Genomic DNA, 18,371 nt, shown 5'->3' on the forward strand with positions numbered 1-18,371 from the left:
CACCACCACGCAGGGGGAACCCGTGACCCAGACCCGGGCGCGGCAGCAGGACCGCTCCACCCGACCGACCCCGTCCCCGGCGCGCCGACGTGCAGGCCGGGGACGGGGTCGGACCCGTCAGCGCCCGGTAGCCGGCTGAGCGGCCCGTCGTGCAGGCACGGACGACGGGAGTGGGCCCCCCGCTCCAGCGACCGACCGCCCGGGATCCGCCCTCGGACGTCCGCGGGTGACGACGGCGACGCTCCGGGTCCTCGCCCGCCTCCGCGACCTGCGGCTCGACGCCCCGTCGACGGGCCGGGTGGCTGCGGGCCATCCCGGCCTCCGGGGACTGCGCGCCCTGCCCTCCTCCCCACCCTGCAAGCCGTGTCTGGAGGCACGCGATGGACCAGGCGACCCCCTCCCAGCTGTCGTCGGCCGACCCCCCGGCCGACGCCTCGACGACCCCCACGGCCGAGCCGTCGACGCCGGCCGCGCCGTTCGCGACCATCCCCGCCACGTGGGCCTCGGCCACGTGGCGCCCGTTCCGCAACGTGATCGTCTGCCGCCTCGTCCCGGGCAGCGAGAACGAGGTCGGCTCGGTGTTCGCCCACTACGACCGGATCACCCGGCCGCAGGACCTCGGCGTCGTCGGGCGGATCATGCTGTCCCACCACGACCTCTACCTGCACGTCCTGGAGCGCAAGGAGGACCCGGCGATCTCCGGGCAGCGCCGCGGCCTGCCGGCGTTCCAGGCGATCGCCGAGGCCATCGCTCCCTACGTGACGCCCTATCCCAGCTACTGGGAGAACCCGTCGCACTCCGTGGCGAAGCACTTCTACACCTGGCTGCCCGAGGGGGCGGTCCCCGCCGAGCGGCAACTGACCGTCGTGGTCCAGCGGATGCGGCCGGGCAGCGAGGAGGACGTGGCCCGCGTGTTCGCCGAGTCCGACGCCGGCCCGCTGCCGATCGAGACGGGGGTCACCGGCCGCTGGCTGTACTCGATGGAGGACGTGTTCGTGCACCTCCTGGAACAGGACCCGGTCCGGGCCGCGGCCGTGCGGCGGGACCACGAGTCCGTGCGGCCGGCCTTCGCCGAGGTGATGGGCGACCTCGCTCCGTACGTGAGCCCGTACCGACCGGAGACGTGGCAGAGCCCACGCGACTCGGTGGCCCGTGTGTTCCACCGCTGGACGGCTCCGGACTGGCGGCCCGGGGACTGAGCCGGCCGGGACGACCGCGGCCAGCCGGGAGCCTCCTCCGGGTGACCGGAGGGGCTCCCGGGGACGCCGCGCGGCGTCTCAGCCGGCGCGCAGCGTCGGGTAGTCGGTGTAGCCCTCGGCGCCGGACGCGTAGAACAGGTGCGACCGGATCTCGTTCTCCGGGTGCTCGCCGGCCCAGCGCTCGACCAGGTCGGGGTTGGCGATGACCGCCCGGCCCACGGCGACGACGTCGGCGTGCGCGGCCTCGATGAGCGCGAGCGCCTCCTCGCGGGTGGTGACCGAGCCGAAGCCGCTGTTGGCCATCAGGTGGCCGCCGAACCGGCTGCGCAGCTCCTGGACCAGGTCGCCGGCCGGCTCGCGGTGCAGCACGGAGAGGTAGGCCAGGCCCAGCGGGCGCAGCTGGTCGACCAGCGTGCCGTAGGTGGCGCGCACGTCCTCGCGGTCGGTCTCGAGGGCGTCCTGGATGTCGTGTTCCGGCGAGATGCGCAGCCCCACGCGACCGGCGCCGATCGCCTCGGCGACCGCGGTGACGACCTCGACGACCAGGCGGGCGCGGTTCTCCGGGGAGCCCCCGTACTCGTCGTCGCGGACGTTGGACGCCGGCGACAGGAACTCGTGCAGCAGGTAGCCGTTGGCGCCGTGGATCTCCACGCCGTCCAGGCCGGCCTCGACGGCGCGCTCGGCGGCGCGGACGAAGTCGCGGACGACCTGGCGGACCTCGTCGGTGGTCAGCGCGTGCGGCACCGGGTAGGGCTGCTTGCCCCTCTCGGTGTGGCCGGCGCCGTCGATGGCGATGGCACTGGGGGCGACGACGCGGCGGCCGCCGTTGACGTCGGGGTGGGTCACGCGGCCGCCGTGCATCACCTGCACGACGATCCGGCCGCCGCGGGCGTGCACGGCGTCGGCGACGCGGCGCCAGCCGGCCACCTGCTCGTCGGTGACGATGCCGGGCTGGCCGACGAACGCCTGGCCCTCGTGGGTCGGGTAGGTACCCTCGGTGACGATGAGGCCGATGCCGGCGCGCTGCTCGTAGTGCTCGACGACGAGGTCGCCGGGGACGCCGGCCTTGCCGGAGCGCATGCGGGTCAGCGGCGCCATGGCGACGCGGTTGGCGAGCTCGAGGTCGCCGAGCTTCACGGGAGAGAACAGGTCCACGGGGATTCCGACACCACCCGGCGCCGGGCCATTCCGGGATGCGGGCGGCGTCACAGGCGGCACGATGACCCGGTGACGCTCCTGTCCGACGCCGTCGCGGGCTGGTCCCCGGGGCCGCTGACCGACTCCGCGCTGGTCGCGCCCGGGCCCGCGGCCGCGTTCGCCGCCGTCCTCGACCGGCCCGCCCCGCCCCTGGCCGACGGCGACCCGCTGCCGCCGGGCTGGCACTGGTTCACCTTCCTCGACCGGCCGGCCACCGCCGACCTCGGCGACGACGGCCACCCCCGCGCCGGGCACTTCCTCCCGCCGCTGCCGCACCGGCGCCGGATGATCGCCGGCGGGCGGATGGAGGTGACCGCGCCGCTGCGGGTGGGCGCCGTGGTCGAGCGGACGTCGTCGCTGGCCCGGTGCGAGGTGAAGGCCGGCCGCAGCGGGGAGATGCTGCTGGTCACCGTGCGCAGCGAGTACCGGGCGGACGGCGCGCTGCTGGTCACCGAGGAGCAGGACGTCGTCTACCGCTCCCAGGAGGCCGGCTCGTCCCCGGCCCCGGCGGGAGCCGGGTCCCCGGCCGACGTCGGTGACCACGTGGTCGAGGTGCTGCCCGACCCGCCGCTGCTGTTCCGGTTCAGCGCGCTGACCTACAACGCGCACCGCATCCACTACGACCAGCCCTACGTGACGCAGGTCGAGGGCCACCCGGGCCTCGTGGTGCACGGGCCGCTGCTCGCCCTGCTGCTGCTCGAGGTCCCGCGCCGACACGCCCCGGACCGGTCCGTCACGTCCTTCAGCCACCGGCTGACCCGGCCGGCGTACGCGGGCACGCCGGTGCGGGCGACCGGCCGGCTGGACGGTGACCGGTTCGCGCTGACCGCGGCGGCGGTGGGGCAGCCGGCGTCGGTCACGGGGACCGCGGTGCTCGCGGGGGCCGCCCCGTGCTGAGCCCGGAGGAGCGCGACGTCGTCGCCACCGTGCGCGCCTTCGTCGACCGCGAGGTCCGGCCGGTGGCCCGCGAGCTCGAGCACGCGGACACCTATCCCGAGGCGCTGGTCGAGCGGATGAAGCAGCTCGGCGTCTTCGGCCTGGCGATCCCCGAGCCGTGGGGCGAGGCGCCGGTGTCCATGCCCTGCTACGCCCTGGTCACCGCGGAGCTCGCGCGCGGGTGGATGTCGCTGGCCGGGGCGATGGGCGGGCACACCGTCGTCGCCAAGCTGCTGCTGGCGTTCGGGACGCGCGAGCAGCAGGACCGCTGGCTGCCGCGGATGGCCACCGGCGAGGTGCGGGCGACGATGGCGCTCACCGAGCCCGGCGGCGGGTCGGACCTGCAGGCGATGCGGACCGTCGCGCGGCGGGACGACGAGGGCTGGGTCGTCGACGGCGCGAAGACGTGGATCACCAACGCGCGCCGGTCGCAGCTGGTGGCGCTGCTGTGCAAGACCGACCCGCAGGCCCAGCCGCGGCACCGCGGGGTGTCGGTGCTGCTGGTCGAGCACGGGCCCGGGCTGACCGTCTCGCGGGACCTGCCCAAGCTCGGCTACAAGGGCGTGGAGAGCTGCGAGCTGTCCTTCGACGGGTACCGGGCGCCGGCCGACGCCGTCCTCGGCGGGGTGGAGGGCCGCGGGTTCGCGCAGATGATGACCGGGCTGGAGACCGGCCGGATCCAGCTCGCGGCCCGGGCGCTCGGCGTCGGGCAGGCCGCCTTCGACGACGCGCTGCGCTACGCCCAGGAGCGGGAGAGCTTCGGCAAGCCGATCTGGCGGCACCAGGCGGTGGGCAACCTGCTCGCCGACATGGCCACCTCGCTCACCGCCGCCCGGCAGCTGGTGCTGTACGCGGCGGAGCGGCACGAGTCGGGACAGCGGTCGGACATGGAGGCCGGGATGGCCAAGCTGTTCGCCTCCGAGACGGCGATGAAGGTCGCGCTGGACGCCATCCGGGTGCACGGCGGGCACGGCTACTCCACCGAGTTCGACGTCGAGCGCTACTTCCGCGACGCGCCGCTGATGATCGTCGGCGAGGGCACCAACGAGATCCAGCGCGACGTCATCGCCCGCCAGCTCGTCGCCCGCGGCGGCCTCGACTGAGCCGGAGGCGTTCCCGCGGGGACGCCCGCCGGCCGCGTCCCTGCCGGGACCGCGGGCGCCCCGGCCGTACGGTCCCGGCATGGACCTCGACACCTTCTGGACCGTCGTCGAGCGCAGCCGGCCCGCGCCCGGGTCCGACGACCCCGTCGCCCACCAGGTGGAGGCGCTCACCGAGGAGCTGTCCGCGCGCGGGACGGAGGACGTCGTCGCCTTCGCGCGACACCTGCACGACCAGGTCGAGCGGGCGAACGAGTGGCGGGTGTGGGCCGCCGGGTACGTCGCCGCCGGCGGCATGAGCGACGACGCCTTCCTCGACTTCCGCGTCTGGCTGGTCGCCCAGGGCAGGGAGGCGTTCGAGCGGGTGCTCGCCGACCCCGACGCCCTGGCCGACCTGGAGTGGGACGAGGACGGCGAGGTCTTCAGCGAGGCCGAGTCGCTGGCCTACGTGCCGGCCGACGTGCTCGAGGAGGCCGGCGTCGACACCGAGGACCTCGACGAGGACCTGGCCGTCGGCTCCTCCGACGACCCCCGTGGCGAGCCGTTCCCCGAGGACGACGACGCCTGGTTCGCGGCGCGCCTGCCCCGCCTGTCGGCCCGCGCGTCCGGCGACTGACGCGGGGACGCCGGCGCGGACCGGCGGCCCCGGCCGGAGCCGGGACCGCCGGGGACGGGACAGGGACGGGATGGGGCCGGGTTCCGCCGGGATCAGGCGACCGCGCGGCGGCGGGTGACCACGGCGCCGGCGACCACGCTCACCACGACCCACCCGGTCAGCACCAGCACCGGCCGGGTCTGCGCCTGACCCATCGCCAGTGCCACCACCGCGTCGGCAGGGTCCAGCCTCGACCCGATCTCCGGCTCGAAGTTCCGCACCAGGGGCAGGACCCCGAGGACGACGAGGTAGAACGAGGTCAGCGTCGCCGGGGTGTTGGCCAGCGCGGCCCCGACGCCGGCGCCGGTCACCGCGAACACCGCTCCGGCGGCCACGACCACCCCGAGCGCGCGCCCGGCGCCCCCCCACGACGCGCCGTCGACGAGGACCGCCAGGACGCCCGCGGTCAGCGCCGCGGACAGCGCGGCCAGTGCCGCGCCGAGCAGGGCGACGGCGACCGTCTTGGCGGCCAGCACCCGGCCGCGGCGCGGGACGAGCAGGTAGGTGGTCTGCACCGTCCGGTGGCTCCACTCCCCCGCGGTGGACAGCGCACCGAGCGCCACCAGCACCAGCCCGGTGAGCACCCCCATGACGCCGATCGGGCCGGTGACCGAGGCCAGGCCCTCCTCGCTGGCCGCGGCGACGACCGCGGTCGCGGCCGGGGCCAGCAGCACCGAGGCCGCGGCCAGCGAGCGGCCCGAGCGGGTGGACAGGGACTTGCGGAGCTCGATGCCGACCAGCGCGGCGGGAGAGGGCGCCCCGGTGCGGACCGGCGGACGGGTGCCGGCGGGGGTGGCTCCGCGGGCGGGGACGACGGGGGGCAGGACGGTGGCCATGGCGGTCTCCAGAGAGGGAGGAGCGAGGTGGGTCAGGAGGCGGTGGTGAGCTGGAAGAACAGGTCCTCGATGCCGCGGCGGACCGGTCGCAGGTCGGTGAGGACGTGGCCGCCGGCCGCGGCGACCGCGCCGACCGCGCCGGGCTCGGCGCCGGGGACGACCAGCGCGCCGTCGGGCCCGTGTTGCACGTGGAACCCCGCGGCCTCGAGCGCCCGGGTCAGCGCGGCGGGATCGGCGGCCCGCACCGAGGTCCCCTCGCTGCCGAGCAGGTCTCCCACCGGGCCGTCGGCCACGATCCGCCCGGCGCCGATGACCAGCAGCCGGTCGACGGTCGACTCGACCTCGCCGAGCAGGTGCGAGGACAGGAGCACCGTCCCGCCGCGGGCCGCGTGGCCGCGCAGCAGGTCGCGCATCCAGCGGATGCCCTCCGGGTCCAGGCCGTTCGCCGGCTCGTCGAAGACCAGCACCGGCGGGTCGGCCAGCAGCGCCCCGGCGATGCCGAGCCGCTGCCGCATCCCGAGGGAGTAGCCACCGACCCGGCGCCGGGCGGCCGGGGTGAGCCCGACGAGCTCGAGCACCTCGTCGACCCGCGCCGCCGGCACGCCGACCGCCGAGGCCAGGAGCCGCAGGTGCGTCCGCCCGGTGCGCCCGGGGTGGACCGCGGAGGCGTCGAGCAGCGTCCCGACGACGGCGGCCGGGTTCGGCAGGCCGGCGTAGGGACGGCCGTCGATGCGGGTGGTCCCCGCGGTGGCCGGGACCAGGCCGGTCATCATCCGCATGGTCGTGCTCTTGCCGGCCCCGTTGGGCCCGAGGAACCCGGTCACGGTGCCGGGCTCGAGCGTGAAGGACACGTCGTCGACGACGGTCCGGGAGCCGTACTGCTTGGTCAGTCCGCTGACCTCGATCATCGCTGCCTCCGGGGAGTCGCTGCTGTCGACGACGAACCTGCCGGGCCGGGCCCGCTCCCCGCGTCGGCCGGAGGCAGCCGATCGGGGTCCACGGACGGCGCGGCCGTGTCATCCGAAAGGTGATCCGGTCCGCGCCGGACGGACGACCCGCCGGCGCACCGGCCGGACATACGCTCCGCCCGTGGGGATCCGGGAGCGCGTCTGGCCCGGCCTCCGCGCGCGCAGCGTCGGCTTCGAGGCGCTGGTCGCGCTGGCGAGCGCGGCCACCGTGACGGTCGGCGTCGTCACCCCGGAGGCCCGCCTGGCGCCGGACGCCGTCCTCGTCGTCGGCGGCGTGCTGCTGGTGCTGACCCTGTTCCTCTTCCGGCGCTCGGCGCCCGTGGTGCCCTTCGTCGTCAGCGCCGCCCTCACGGCGCTGGTCCCGGCGCTGTCGGTCGGCCTGCTGCTCACCGCCTACGCGGTGGGCCGCTACGACGGCCGGTGGCCGGTGCGCGTCGTCGCCGGCGCGCTCGGGGCGGTCGCGCTCGCCCAGCCCTGGACCATCGGCACCGCGAACGAGGCGGTGGGCGCCCTCGGCGGCGTGGCCCTCGCCCTCGTGCTGCCCGCGGCGCTCGGGATCTGGCAGCGCACCCGCGCCCAGCTGCTCGCGGCCCTGCGCGAGCGGGCGGTGCGGGCCGAGACCGAGCGGGAGCGGCTGGCACACGACGCCGTCGTGACCGAGCGGACGCGGATCGCGCGGGAGATGCACGACGCCGTCGGGCACCGGGTGAGCCTCATGGTGCTGCAGGCCGGCGCCATCGAGGTGGCCGCCGGGAACCCTCAGCGGGTGGAGCAGCTGGCCGGTCAGGTGCAGACCGCCGGGCGGCAGGCACTGGAGGAGCTGCGCCAGATGGTCGGGGTGCTGCGCGCCGGGGAGCTCGACGAGGCCGCGCCGCTGGGTCCCCAGCCGGAGCTGGCCGACCTGCCGCGGCTGGTGCGGTCCGCCCGCGAGGCCGGGATGACCGTCGCCTGGACCGGCCCGGCGGAGGGGACCACACCGGTCGACCCCGTCGTCGGCCGGGCGGCGTACCGCATCGTGCAGGAGGCCCTGACCAACGCGGGCAGGCACGCCCCCGGCGCGCCGGTCCGGGTGAGCGTGGACCGGCGGCCCGGCGAGCTGCACGTGCACGTCGTCAACGGACCGCCCGCCCGCACCCCGGACGCCGTCCCCGGGGGCGGCTTCGGCCTCGTCGGCGTGGCCGAGCGGGTGCGCACGCTGGGCGGGCGGCTGACCGCGGAACCGCGGCTGGACGGCGGTTTCGGCGTCGAGGCGGTGCTGCCGACGTGAGCGGGGACGGGCGCCGGATCCGGGTGCTGCTCGTCGACGACGAGGAGCTGGTCCGCTTCGGCCTGCGCACCGTGCTGGAGGCGGCCGGTGACATGGACGTCGTCGGCGAGGCCGGCGACGGCGCGGCCGGGGTGGCCGCCGCGCGGGAGCTGCGGCCCGACGTCGTGCTCACCGACGTCCGCATGCCCGGCATGGACGGGCTGGCCGCCACCCGCGCGATCCTCGCCCTGCCCGACCCGCCGCAGGTCGCCGTCCTGACCACCTTCCACGTCGACGAGTACGTGTACGCGGCGCTGGCCGCGGGCGCGGCCGGGTTTCTGCTCAAGGACACGCCGCCGCGCGAGATCGCCGCCGCCGTCCGGGCGGTGGCCGACGGGACGGCGACGCTCTCCCCCGCCGTCACCGCCGCGCTCATCGCCTCCTACGTGGACAGCCGGGCGACCCCGCGCCGGGCCGAGGCGCTGCAGCGGGTGGCCACGCTCTCCGACCGCGAGCGCGAGGTGCTCACCCTGCTCGGCAGCGGCGGCTCCAACGCGGAGCTGGCCGGCCGGCTGTTCGTCAGCGAGGCCACCGTGAAGACCTACGTCTCCCGGCTGCTCACCAAGCTGGACCTCGCCAACCGCACGCAGGCCGCGATCCTCGCCCACGAGGCCGGCCTGCTCGAGGGCTGACGGGCCCCGCTCAGCGGGAGAGCAGGCGCCGGGTCTGGCGGGCCCGGGCGACCAGCGAGCCGTCGACGGCGCGGAGCTCGGCGTCGTCGACCGCGACGTCGGCATCGGCCCAGGCGGTGACCTGGTCGATCCGCACCCACGCGCCGGTCTCCGGCGGCGGGCCGGCCAGGTGCGCGGTGAGCTCGACGGTCGGCATCACCGCCGGCGTGGTGCGGACGGCGAACAGCGCCGGCGGCAGCGCGTCGAGCAGCACGCCGAGCTGGACCAGCGGCTCGAGGTCGCCGTCGATGCGGACCCACGCCGACAGCCGCGGCTCGGGCCCGCCGGCCAGCGGCCGGGACGCCCCCAGCGCGCGGATCTCCGTGTGGTCGGCGATCGGGACGAACTCCCGCGGCAGCCGGAACGGCACCCCCTCGCGCACGGTCGGCCCGGGCGCCGGCGGCGCGCCCTCCGAGACCGGGGAGGCGGGGCGGGCCAGCGTGAGCACCTGGGCGACGGCGAGCACCCGCCCCTGCTGGCTCATCGTGGCCCGCACGCTGCCGGTGGTCCCGGCGCGGTCGGGAACGGCGTCGACCGCCGTCTCCACGCCCGGCTGGACGCCGGCGAGCAGGTGGGCGGTGACCGCACGCGGCGCGGCGCCGGTGCGGTCCGCGGCGGCGGCCATCAGGTGCCCGGCCACCAGGCCGCCCTGCACGTGCGTGAACGACCGCCAGGACGGGTCGAAGACGAGCGGCGACGCCTCGAGGGCGATGGCGGTCACGGGCCCCTCCTCCCGTCCCGGTTGGACTGTCCAACCGGGACGGGAGGACCGTACACCCGTCGGTACGGATGTCAAACCGTGGTGTCGGCGTCCTCCAGCGCGAAGGAGCCGGTGGCCACCTCGCCGGTGCGCCGGTGGGCGGTCATCACCGCGCCGGTCGAGGTGGTCGTCGAGCTGACCAGCTCCCAGGTGCGCGGCGCGGCGCCGCCCTCGAACAGGCGCTTGCCCGTGCCGAGGACCACCGGGAAGACGATGGTGCGCAGCTCGTCGACCAGGTCCTCGGCCAGCAGCGTCTGCACCAGCCCGATCGAGCCGTGCACCTGCAGCTCGCCGCCGTCGGCGGCCTTGAGCTCCCGGACGGCGGCCGGCACGTCGGCGCCGAGCAGCCGGGCGGTGGACCACTCCAGCGAGGTCAGCGTCCGCGACGCGACGTGCTTGGTCCTGGTCTGCAGCGCCTGGGCCACCGGGTCGCCGGTGGCGTCCACGTGCGGCCAGTGCGCGGCGAAGATCTCGTACGTCGTCCGGCCCAGCAGGAAGTCCTCGGCCGGACGGAACCAGGCGTCCATCTGCTCCCCCATCGCCTCGTCGGCGAACGGCACCAGCCAGCCGCCGTAGGGGAAGCCGCCGGACGGGTCCTCCTGCGGCCCGCCGGGGGCCTGGGCGACGCCGTCGAGGGTCAGGAACGTGGTGACGGTGAGCGGGCGCATCGGTCTCTCCTCCGGGGTGGTGCGGTCGCAGGTGGAGACGGCGGGCGGCGCCGGGACTCATCGGTCCGGGTGAGGCCCGTCGGGCCCACTCCAGTCGTGCACGACCGATGTCGATGGGAGGACGTCACCCGTTCCGGACGAGGAGCACCCGATGGCCCGACAGCGCACCGACGCCGAGCAGCAGATCGCCGACCTGCTGCGGACGGCCCGCACGTCGCTGCACATGAGCGTGGCGTTCCTCAGCCGCCTGGACGGCACCACCCAGCACCTGGAGGTGGTCGACACCCGGGTGCCGCTGCTCGTGCGGGAGAAGGCGAAGGTCGCCCAGGACACCTCGTTCTGCCAGGCGGTCCTCGACGGGAAGCTGCCCGCCGTCATCGACGACGTGACGCGCCACCCCCTGGCGATGTCCCTGCCCTCGGCGCGCATCCCCCGCATCCGCAGCTACGTCTCGACGCCGGTCACGCTCTCCGACGGCAGCCTCTACGGCACCTTCTGCGCCTTCGGCTTCACCTCGGACAAGGAGCTCACCCGCCGCGACGAGGCGCTGATGCAGGTCCTCGCGTCAGCGGCGTCGGTGATCATCGAGCCCGAGATCCGCGAGCAGCAGCGCCGCGACGACATCGACGGCCGGCTCGACCCGCTGGTCGCCGCGGGCGGCCCGAGCGTGGTCCTGCAGCCGATCGTCGACCTGGTCACCGGCGTCCGCGTCGGCGCCGAGGCGCTCAGCCGCTTCCCGCGCGAGTGGGCCAAGGGCCCCGACGTCGTCTTCGAGGAGGCGCACAGCGTCGGCCGCGGCTCCGAGGTGGAGCTGCTCGCCCTCCGGGGCGCGGCCGCCCACCTGGACCGGGTCGGCGGCTACGTGGCCATGAACGTGTCCCCGCAGACCCTGCTCACCCCGGAGTGCGCCGCGCTGCTGCGCGAGCTGCCGCTCGACCGCGTCCTGCTCGAGCTCTCCGAGCACGACCCGGTCGAGGACTACGACGCGCTCACCAGGGCGCTGGTGCCCTTCCGCGCGGCCGGCATGCGGCTGGCCATCGACGACGTCGGCGCCGGCTTCTCCTCGCTCCGGCACATCGTGGTGACCGGCCCCGACGTCATCAAGATGGACCGCAGCATCGTCAGCGGCCTGGACACCGACCCGGTGCTGTCGACGCTGGTCGGGTCGCTGGTGACCTTCGGCCACGGCTGCGGCGTGACGCTGGTGGCCGAGGGCATCGAGACGGCGGAGGAGGCCTCCCGGCTGCGCGAGCTGGGCGTCGACCTCGGCCAGGGCTGGTACTACGGCCGCCCCGGCCCGCCGGAGGCGCTGTCCCCCGTGGCGCAGCCCGTGGCGCTGCCCGCCGCCTGACCCCCGCGCGCCGGCCGGCGCAGCAGGTGGACGACGCGATCATCGCCGTGCCCGCTCCCCCGCCGCGGACGTCGGGCTCGCCGACCAGGTGGTCGATCGACAGCGCCCGCGGCGGCCCGTCGACCACCGGCGCGAGCTCGTCGGCGTACTCGGGGAGGCCGGCGATCCGGTGCCGCTGCACGAGCCCGAACGGCCGCCCGCCGGCCAGCGCCAGCAGCACCTCGCCGGGGTCGGTGCCGTCGATGCTCGGGCCGAAGTCGGCCTCCAGCGCCTCGGGCGTCGTCTCGTGCGCCCACCAGCGGGCCACCAGCGGTTCCTCGAGCCAGCGGCCCAGCAGCGGCAGGTCCGCGCGGGTCAGCGGGCGGAACGTGACCGGCCCGTCGAGCACCCGGCCACGCCAGTCCCGTTCCTCTACGCCTGGACCGGCCGCACGCGCCACTCGAGCCCACCCGACGGGGGGAGGTGCCCTCGAGGACCGGCCCGGACGCGCCGATGCAGAGGAGGTCAGCAGCCACCCCGAGGAGCTCCGGTGCACGCACCCCGACGGCCGTCCGCGGCCGGGACCCCCGACCGGCCGGCCGGCCCCCGTGGCGCCCGGTCCGGTGCCACCGTGTCCGTGACGCCCACCGCCCTCGACGGCCTGGCACGCGCGGCCGTGCAGGCGACGGCGGCCCTCGTGCTCGTCTGCGACGGCGACGGGCGGGTCCTGCTCGCCAACCCCGCCCTCGAGCGCTTCACCGGTCGCCGCGCCGCCGAGCTGGTCGGCGTCCCCTTCTGGCAGGTGGTGACCCTCCCCGAGGAGGTCGAGCTGGCCCGCGCCGCGCTGGCGATGGTCCTGTCCGGCCGGCCGGCGATCCCCGGCGAGGTCGACTGGCGTACCGGCGACGGCCGGCAGCGCCGCGTCGAGCTGCAGACCAGCGTGCTGACCCGCGACGACGGCACCCCCTACGCCGTCGCCTTCATCGGCATCGACGTCACCGCGCACCGCGAGCGGGAGGCGCAGGTGCGGCGGCAGGCGGTCACCGACCCGCTGACCGGCCTGGCCAACCGCAGTGCCCTGTTCGCCGTCCTCGCCGCCCGCCTGGACGTCGAGACCGGCGACGGGTGCAGCCTGGTCTTCTGCGACCTCGACGGCTTCAAGGCGGTCAACGACCGCTTCGGGCACGCGGCCGGCGACCGGCTGCTGGCCGCCGTCGCCGGGCGGCTGCGCGCGCTGGCCGGCCCGGACGACGTCGTCGCGCGCCTCGGCGGCGACGAGTTCGTCGTCGTCTCCCGCGGCGTCGACCCCGACGCGGCCACCGACCGGGCGCGCCGGATCGAGGCCGCGGTGCAGGAGCCGTTCGACGTCGCCGGCGGCGAGGTGCGGGTGGGCGTGAGCACCGGGACGGCGACCGGCGGGCCCGGCGACGACCCGGACAGCGTCATGAACCGCGCCGACATGGCCATGTACGGCGTGAAGAGCGTCCGCCGCGGCCGGCGCTGACGAGCCGCCGCTGCGCGTCTTCCCCGGCGACGGCCCGCTGGCGATCGCCACCCGCCACTCCGAGTCGCGGCTGGCCGGGTGGCGGCGGTGGGAGCCGCTGTCGGTCGCCGCGCACGGCCGGCGCGACTGACTCCCCCGGCCGGGGACGGGCCGCCCGTCCCCGGCCGGGCCTAGGGTCCGCGGCGTGCCGACCGCGACCGCCGACGACGTCCTCGCGTACCGCGTCACCACCCAGCAGCTCGACCGCGACGCCGGCACGCCCGCCGACACCGCCGTCCTCGACCTCGGCGTCCAGGACACCGGGCCCGACGGCGGGCTGTGGGCGCTGGCGATCCGCGGCGTCGTGCCGGACGACGGCGAGCTCGCCACCGCGTGGACGCTGCGCGGCGCGCCGCACCTGTACCGCCGCGCCGACCTGCCCGCCGTCGCCGCGGCCACCGCGCCGTTCTCCGAGGCCGACGCCGCCAAGCGGGTCTTCGACGCCGCGAAGCCGCTCAGGGCCGCGGGCATCCCGGTGCTCACCGCGCTGGACACCATCGCCGGGCGGATGCGGGAGATCGTCACCGTGCCGACGGTCAAGGGCGAGATGTCGCGGCGGCTGTCGGACGCGATGGAGGAGCCCTACAACCGCTACTGCCGCCCGTGCGACGCGGTGCACCTCTACGAGCAGCCGTTCCGCCTGGCCGCGCTGCGCGCCGGGCTGGAGCTGCAGCCGGGCACCTCGCCGCCGGTGCTGCAGCCGGTGCCCGGGTTCGTGCCCGCCGGCAGCGTCCCCCGCCGGCTCGACGTCGTCCGCGCGTACCTCCACCTGCTCGGCCCGGCCACCCCGCAGCACGTCGCCGGCTACCTCGACGGGGCGGTGAGGGACGTCAGGGCGCGCTGGCCCGAGGACGCCGTCGAGGTGGAGGTGGACGGGCAGCGGCGGTGGGTGCTGGCCGACGACGCCGGCCGGCTGGGCGCCGGCGCACCCCGGGGGGTCCGCCTGCTCGGCCCGTTCGACCTCCTCCTGCAGGGCCGCGACCGCGAGACGCTGGTGCCCGACGCCGGCCGCCGCAAGGCGACGTGGCCGGTGCTGGGCCGGCCGGGCGCGGTGCTCGCCGACGGCGCGCTCGCCGGGCTGTGGCGGCCGCGCAAGGCCGGGTCGTCGCTGACCGTCGCCGTCGAGCCGTGGGCGCCGCTCTCCCCCGCCTTGCGGGCCGCCGTGGGGGAGCAGGCCGAGCGGCTGGCCGCGTTCCGCGGCGCCCGCCTGAAGGCGGTCGAGATCGTCTGAGTCCGCCTTCCGCGCGCTGTCGGCCCTCCTGCAGGGGCCCGCCGCGAGCCTGCGAGGGGTGGGGGGCAGGAGGGCCCTTCCTCTAGGCGGCCAGCAGGTCCTGCGCGTCGTCGCCGGCGGCCACGAGCCCGGCGTAGCGGCCGCCGCGGGCCACGAGCTCCGCGTGCGTACCGGACTCCACCACCCGGCCGGCGTCGAGGACGACGATCCGGTCTGCGTGCCGCACGGTGGACAGCCGGTGCGCGATGGTGATCGTCGTCCGGCCGCGGCGGGCCTCGTCCAGCGCCGCCTGCACCGCCCGCTCGGTGGCGGTGTCCAGCGCGCTGGTGGCCTCGTCGAGCACCAGCACCCGCGGGTCGCGCAGCAGCGTGCGGGCGATCGCCAGCCGCTGCTTCTCCCCGCCGGAGAACCGGTGCCCCCGGGCGCCGACGACGGTGTCGTAGCCGTCGGGCAGCGCGGCGATCACGTCGTGCACCTGGGCGCGGCGGGCGGCGGCCTCGATCTCGGCGTCGGTGGCGCCGGGGCGGGCGTGCCGCAGGTTCTCCCGGACGGTGGCGTGCAGCAGGTAGGTCTCCTGCGAGACGACGCCGACCACCTGCGCGAGCGTGGCCAGCCGCAGCTCGCGCAGGTCGGCGCCGTCGATCGTCACGCGGCCGGCGGTCGGGTCGGCCAGCCGGGCGACCAGCGAGGCCATCGTCGACTTGCCGGAGCCGGTCTCCCCCACCAGCGCCAGCGTGGTACCCGCGGGGACGGCGACGTCGACGCCGCGCAGCGCCGGGCGGGCGCCGTCGGGGTGGGTGAAGTCCACGCCCTCCCAGCGGACCTCGCCGCGCACCGCCGCCGGGTCCAGCTCGACCGGGGACGCCGGGTCGTCGATCTCCACCGGCAGGTCCAGGTACTCGAAGACGCGGCTGAACAGCGCCATCGAGCTGGTGACCGAGACGCCGACGTCGAGCAGCCCCATGAGCGGGCGGAACAGCGTGCCCTGCAGCGCGGTGAAGGCGACCAGCGTGCCGATGGTCATGCCGCCCGAGGTCGCCGGCAGCCCCGCGAACAGGTAGATCAGCGCGGGGATGCCGGCGAACACGACGCTCATCGAGGCCATCCGCCAGCGCCCGGCCAGCTGCGAGCGGACCTCGAGGCCGACCAGGTCCTCCGACGTCGCGGCGAACCGGCGAGAGGCGGCCGGGCCCGCGCCGAGGGTCTTGCCCAGCAGCACGCCGCTCACCGACAGCCCCTCCTCGACCTGGCCGTGCAGGTCGGCGAGGTGCCGCTGCCGCTGCGCCGTGACCGCGCGGCGCATCCGCGCCACCTTGCGGGTCAGCGCGATGGCCGGCGGCAGGACCACCAGGGACAGCAGCGACAGCCGCCAGGACAGCGCCACCATCGCGACCACGGTGCCGACGACGGTCGTCGCGTTGGAGGCCAGCGAGGTCGCCGTCGAGGTGACCGCCGACTGCATGCCGCCGATGTCGTGGGTGAGCCGCGACTGGACCTCGCCGCCGCGGGTGCGGGTGAAGAAGCCGAGCGACTGGCGCTGCAGGTGCGTGAACACCGCCGTCCGCAGGCCGTGCATGACCCGCTGGCCGACCGTCGTCGACAGCCAGGTCTGCACCACGCCGAGCACGGCGGTCACGCCGGTGACGGCGACCATGCCGGCGACCGCCCAGACCAGCAGCCGCACGTCCTGCCGGGGCAGGGCCTCGTCGATGACCAGCCGGACGAGGAACGGCGTCGCCAGCGCGACGACCGAGGAGGCGACGATGAGCGCCACCACGGTCCCGACCTGCCAGCGGTACGGGCGGAACAGCGCCGCGACCCGGCGCAGCGAGACCGGCGCGCGCTCCAGCTGCGCCCGGTCCGCGGGGTCGACGGTCCGCCCGGACCCGCCCCTCCCGCGACCACTCCCCATCTCCTCGATGGTGACCACCTCCCGTGGTTGCTGAGGCTACCTCACCTTCCGGTAACCGCACCATCGCCGGTAGCATTCCCCCGTGGACGACGAGGGCGCCGAGCTGGGCGAGCTGGTGATGCGCGCCGCCCGCACCCAGCGCCGGCGCTGGCGGGACGTCCTGGCGCCGTGGGCGCTGTCCCCCCACCAGGCCCGGGCCCTGCGCGTGGTGGGGCTGCAGGAGGGCGTGCGGCTGTCCGACCTGGCCGAGGCGCTGCACATCGCGCCCCGCTCGGCGACCGAGGTGGCCGACGCCCTGCAGGAGCGGGGCCTGCTGGAGCGCACCCCGGACCCGACCGACCGCCGCGCCGTGCTGCTGCGGGCGACCGCCGAGGGGCGGCGCGTGCAGGCGGAGGTGGACGCCGCCCGCCGGGCCGACACCCGCGAGCTGTTCGCCCGGCTGTCCGCCGCCGAGCGGGCCGAGCTGGCCCGCTTGCTGCGCGCCGTCGCGGACTGAACGGTCCACCGCTCGACGGACCCCGCGGGGCGTCCGGCGGTGCCACGATCAGGCGCATGGGCGAGCCGGTGCGGGCCGAGGAACTGCGGGTCTCCGACGTCGAGCGGCGGGCCGTGCAGGACCGGCTGCACCGGGCGGTCGGCGCCGGCCAGCTCGACCTGCACGAGTTCGACGAGCGGGTCACGGCGGCCTGGGCCGCCCGCACCCGCGGCGAGCTGGAGCGGATCACCCGCGACCTGCCCGAGCCGCCACCCCCGCCGCGCCCGGCGCCGCGGCACCGGGTCTTCTCCGACACCGGCGGCGGCGCGGCGATGCGGGTGCTCACCACCGTGTGGGCCGCCGCGGTCGCGGTGAACGTCGTCGTCTGGCTGCTGGTCTCCCTGGGCAGCGGCGACCCGGCCTACCCGTGGTTCATCTGGTTCGCCCCGTCCGGGGCGGTCCTCGCCGTCCTCTACGCCACCGGGATCGGCCGGCCCAGGAGGTAGGGCCCGTCCGGCCCCGTCCGGAGGCTCGCCGCGAGCCTGCGAGTGGTGAGAGGGACGGGGTCCTTCACCGTTCCGAGCGGCGGCGCTGGCGGGTCTTGGTGCCGTACATCGCGCGGTCGGCCCGGGCGATGACCTCGTCCGGCGCGGCTCCGGGCCGGCCCACCGCCCAGCCGGCGCTGACGCCGACCACCACGGGGCCGGCCGCGGTGGGCACCGGCGCGCCGACCCGCTCGCGCACCCCGGCGGCGAGGTCGGCGAGGTCGGTCTCCTCGCAGCCGGGGCACAGGACCACGAACTCGTCCCCGCCGAACCGGGCGACGACCCCGTCGGGCCCGGCCTCCGCGGACAGCCGGGCGGCGACCTCGACCAGCACCGCGTCGCCGACGGCGTGCCCGTGCACGTCGTTGACCACCTTGAAGCCGTCGAGGTCGCAGAACAGGACGCCGCACTCGCGGCCGGCCGCCGGGTCCAGGCAGTGCGTCAGCTCCTCGAAGAGCGCGCCCCGGTTGAGGATCCCGGTCAGCCGGTCGGTGCGCGCCCGCTCCGACAGCACCGCCTCCCGCCGCCGCTGGTCGGTCACGTCGATGCCCACGCACGCGACCGCGTAGGGGCGGCCGTCGGCGCCGGTGAGCACGTTGTTCTGCATCGAGATCAGGCGGCGGGTGCCGTCGGCGGACAGCCAGTCGCCCTCCTGCGGGAAGGCCCGGCCGGTGGCGACGGCCCGGGCGACGGCGTCTACCGCGAGGGCGCGGTGCTCCGGGACCACCCAGACGTCCACGAAGGAACGTCCCACCAGCTCGTCGAGCGTGCGTCCGGTGAACCGCTGCAGCGCCGGGTTGGCCAGCAGGATGCGGCCCTCCCCGTCCACGACGCAGACGAGGGCGTCGGTGCCCTCCACGAACTCGTGCGCCAGCCGGCCGTCCACCCGGGCGCTACCGGACCCCGGAGGGCCGGTCCCCACTGCTGCCGTGCACCCCGGGCCGCCTCCCTCCCCGCACCGGCGGGACGAGGCGCCCCGCGCAGTCGATCACAGCACGCCCGGACGACACCCGTCGATCGGTACGGTCCCGGACCGTCC

General features: G+C 76.6%; 18 protein-coding genes and 1 pseudogene. 11 read left to right on the forward strand and 8 right to left on the reverse strand.

Annotation, left to right across the window (positions count from 1 at the left end; genetic code table 11):
• Positions 1-380 precede the first annotated feature (380 nt).
• Positions 381-1,199, forward strand: coding sequence for a TcmI family type II polyketide cyclase (locus tag ACI8AR_RS14905; RefSeq protein WP_457051719.1), 819 nt, complete (start codon positions 381-383; stop codon positions 1,197-1,199).
• Between the two features lie 78 nt (positions 1,200-1,277).
• Here the strand turns inward: ACI8AR_RS14905 and ACI8AR_RS14910 are convergent, their stop codons facing one another.
• Positions 1,278-2,354 carry an alkene reductase gene (locus ACI8AR_RS14910; RefSeq protein WP_457051720.1) on the reverse strand — a complete coding sequence of 359 codons (1,077 nt, stop codon included), beginning with the start codon at positions 2,352-2,354 and terminating at the stop codon, positions 1,278-1,280.
• A 72-nt stretch (positions 2,355-2,426) separates the two neighbouring features.
• Here ACI8AR_RS14910 and ACI8AR_RS14915 point away from each other — a divergent pair, with 72 nt between their 5' ends.
• The 3 genes from ACI8AR_RS14915 (at position 2,427) to ACI8AR_RS14925 (ending at position 5,048) form a co-directional block, all read left to right on the forward strand.
• Positions 2,427-3,293, forward strand: a complete 867-nt coding sequence (locus ACI8AR_RS14915; protein WP_457051721.1) for an FAS1-like dehydratase domain-containing protein — start codon at positions 2,427-2,429, stop codon at positions 3,291-3,293.
• Positions 3,287-4,435, forward strand: a complete 1,149-nt coding sequence (locus tag ACI8AR_RS14920) for an acyl-CoA dehydrogenase family protein (RefSeq protein WP_457051722.1) — start codon at positions 3,287-3,289, stop codon at positions 4,433-4,435. The genes ACI8AR_RS14915 and ACI8AR_RS14920 overlap by 7 nt, the downstream gene beginning before the upstream one ends.
• Before the next feature lie 79 nt (positions 4,436-4,514).
• On the forward strand, positions 4,515-5,048 hold the full coding sequence (locus ACI8AR_RS14925) for a DUF4240 domain-containing protein (protein ID WP_457051723.1): 534 nt from the start codon (positions 4,515-4,517) through the stop codon (positions 5,046-5,048).
• A gap of 92 nt (positions 5,049-5,140) precedes the next feature.
• On the opposite strand, the gene ACI8AR_RS14930 is transcribed toward ACI8AR_RS14925, so the two are convergent.
• Together ACI8AR_RS14930 and ACI8AR_RS14935 are read right to left on the reverse strand one after the other, a co-directional pair.
• On the reverse strand, positions 5,141-5,923 hold the full coding sequence (locus ACI8AR_RS14930) for a hypothetical protein (RefSeq protein ID WP_457051724.1): 783 nt from the start codon (positions 5,921-5,923) through the stop codon (positions 5,141-5,143).
• 32 nt (positions 5,924-5,955) lie between these two features.
• Positions 5,956-6,831, reverse strand: a complete 876-nt coding sequence (locus ACI8AR_RS14935; protein WP_457051725.1) for an ABC transporter ATP-binding protein — start codon at positions 6,829-6,831, stop codon at positions 5,956-5,958.
• A 181-nt stretch (positions 6,832-7,012) separates the two neighbouring features.
• Between ACI8AR_RS14935 and ACI8AR_RS14940 the strand changes: the two genes are divergently transcribed.
• Together ACI8AR_RS14940 and ACI8AR_RS14945 are read left to right on the forward strand one after the other, a co-directional pair.
• Positions 7,013-8,158 (forward strand): sensor histidine kinase, encoded by a 1,146-nt coding sequence (locus ACI8AR_RS14940; protein WP_457051726.1) that lies wholly within the window; start codon positions 7,013-7,015, stop codon positions 8,156-8,158.
• On the forward strand, positions 8,155-8,829 hold the full coding sequence (locus tag ACI8AR_RS14945; protein ID WP_457051727.1) for a response regulator transcription factor: 675 nt from the start codon (positions 8,155-8,157) through the stop codon (positions 8,827-8,829). Before ACI8AR_RS14940 ends, ACI8AR_RS14945 begins: the two co-directional genes overlap by 4 nt.
• A gap of 10 nt (positions 8,830-8,839) precedes the next feature.
• Here ACI8AR_RS14945 and ACI8AR_RS14950 read toward each other — a convergent pair whose 3' ends face one another.
• Positions 8,840-9,589, reverse strand: coding sequence for a thioesterase family protein (locus ACI8AR_RS14950; protein WP_457051728.1), 750 nt, complete (start codon positions 9,587-9,589; stop codon positions 8,840-8,842).
• 71 nt (positions 9,590-9,660) lie between these two features.
• A complete protein-coding gene (locus ACI8AR_RS14955) occupies positions 9,661-10,296 on the reverse strand; it encodes a dihydrofolate reductase family protein (RefSeq protein ID WP_457051729.1) in 636 nt (211 codons plus the stop codon).
• Between the two features lie 151 nt (positions 10,297-10,447).
• Here ACI8AR_RS14955 and ACI8AR_RS14960 point away from each other — a divergent pair, with 151 nt between their 5' ends.
• Positions 10,448-11,647 carry an EAL domain-containing protein gene (locus tag ACI8AR_RS14960; RefSeq protein ID WP_457051730.1) on the forward strand — a complete coding sequence of 400 codons (1,200 nt, stop codon included), beginning with the start codon at positions 10,448-10,450 and terminating at the stop codon, positions 11,645-11,647.
• Positions 11,648-11,684: 37 nt separating this feature from the next.
• On the opposite strand, the pseudogene ACI8AR_RS14965 reads toward ACI8AR_RS14960, so the two are convergent.
• Positions 11,685-12,182 (reverse strand): annotated as a pseudogene (locus tag ACI8AR_RS14965) (GNAT family N-acetyltransferase); the annotation flags it as partial.
• Positions 12,183-12,263: 81 nt separating this feature from the next.
• Between ACI8AR_RS14965 and ACI8AR_RS14970 the strand changes: the two are divergent.
• On the forward strand, positions 12,264-13,130 hold the full coding sequence (locus ACI8AR_RS14970; RefSeq protein ID WP_457051731.1) for a diguanylate cyclase domain-containing protein: 867 nt from the start codon (positions 12,264-12,266) through the stop codon (positions 13,128-13,130).
• Between the two features lie 184 nt (positions 13,131-13,314).
• Positions 13,315-14,400 (forward strand): winged helix DNA-binding domain-containing protein, encoded by a 1,086-nt coding sequence (locus tag ACI8AR_RS14975; protein ID WP_457051732.1) that lies wholly within the window; start codon positions 13,315-13,317, stop codon positions 14,398-14,400.
• Positions 14,401-14,482: 82 nt separating this feature from the next.
• On the opposite strand, the gene ACI8AR_RS14980 is transcribed toward ACI8AR_RS14975, so the two are convergent.
• Entirely contained in the window at positions 14,483-16,330 is a 1,848-nt protein-coding gene (locus ACI8AR_RS14980; RefSeq protein WP_457051733.1) for an ABC transporter ATP-binding protein, read from the reverse strand.
• Between the two features lie 64 nt (positions 16,331-16,394).
• Between ACI8AR_RS14980 and ACI8AR_RS14985 the strand changes: the two genes are divergently transcribed.
• Both ACI8AR_RS14985 and ACI8AR_RS14990 read left to right on the forward strand, forming a co-directional pair.
• Positions 16,395-16,808 (forward strand): MarR family winged helix-turn-helix transcriptional regulator, encoded by a 414-nt coding sequence (locus ACI8AR_RS14985; RefSeq protein ID WP_457051734.1) that lies wholly within the window; start codon positions 16,395-16,397, stop codon positions 16,806-16,808.
• A gap of 56 nt (positions 16,809-16,864) precedes the next feature.
• Positions 16,865-17,293 (forward strand): DUF1707 SHOCT-like domain-containing protein, encoded by a 429-nt coding sequence (locus ACI8AR_RS14990; protein WP_457051735.1) that lies wholly within the window; start codon positions 16,865-16,867, stop codon positions 17,291-17,293.
• Between the two features lie 64 nt (positions 17,294-17,357).
• Here ACI8AR_RS14990 and ACI8AR_RS14995 read toward each other — a convergent pair whose 3' ends face one another.
• On the reverse strand, positions 17,358-18,218 hold the full coding sequence (locus ACI8AR_RS14995) for a GGDEF domain-containing protein (protein WP_457051736.1): 861 nt from the start codon (positions 18,216-18,218) through the stop codon (positions 17,358-17,360).
• Between the last annotated feature and the right edge of the window lie 153 nt (positions 18,219-18,371).

The organism is Geodermatophilus sp. SYSU D01036, from assembly GCF_054050435.1.

Coding starts and splice junctions, on each gene's coding strand:
- ACI8AR_RS14905 (WP_457051719.1), top strand. CDS start 381: ATGGACCAGGCGACCCCCTCCCAGCTGTCGTCGGCCGACCCCCCGGCC.
- ACI8AR_RS14925 (WP_457051723.1), top strand. CDS start 4,515: ATGGACCTCGACACCTTCTGGACCGTCGTCGAGCGCAGCCGGCCCGCG.
- ACI8AR_RS14930 (WP_457051724.1), bottom strand. CDS start 5,923: ATGGCCACCGTCCTGCCCCCCGTCGTCCCCGCCCGCGGAGCCACCCCC.
- ACI8AR_RS14935 (WP_457051725.1), bottom strand. CDS start 6,831: ATGATCGAGGTCAGCGGACTGACCAAGCAGTACGGCTCCCGGACCGTC.
- ACI8AR_RS14955 (WP_457051729.1), bottom strand. CDS start 10,296: ATGCGCCCGCTCACCGTCACCACGTTCCTGACCCTCGACGGCGTCGCC.
- ACI8AR_RS14960 (WP_457051730.1), top strand. CDS start 10,448: ATGGCCCGACAGCGCACCGACGCCGAGCAGCAGATCGCCGACCTGCTG.
- ACI8AR_RS14990 (WP_457051735.1), top strand. CDS start 16,865: ATGGGCGAGCCGGTGCGGGCCGAGGAACTGCGGGTCTCCGACGTCGAG.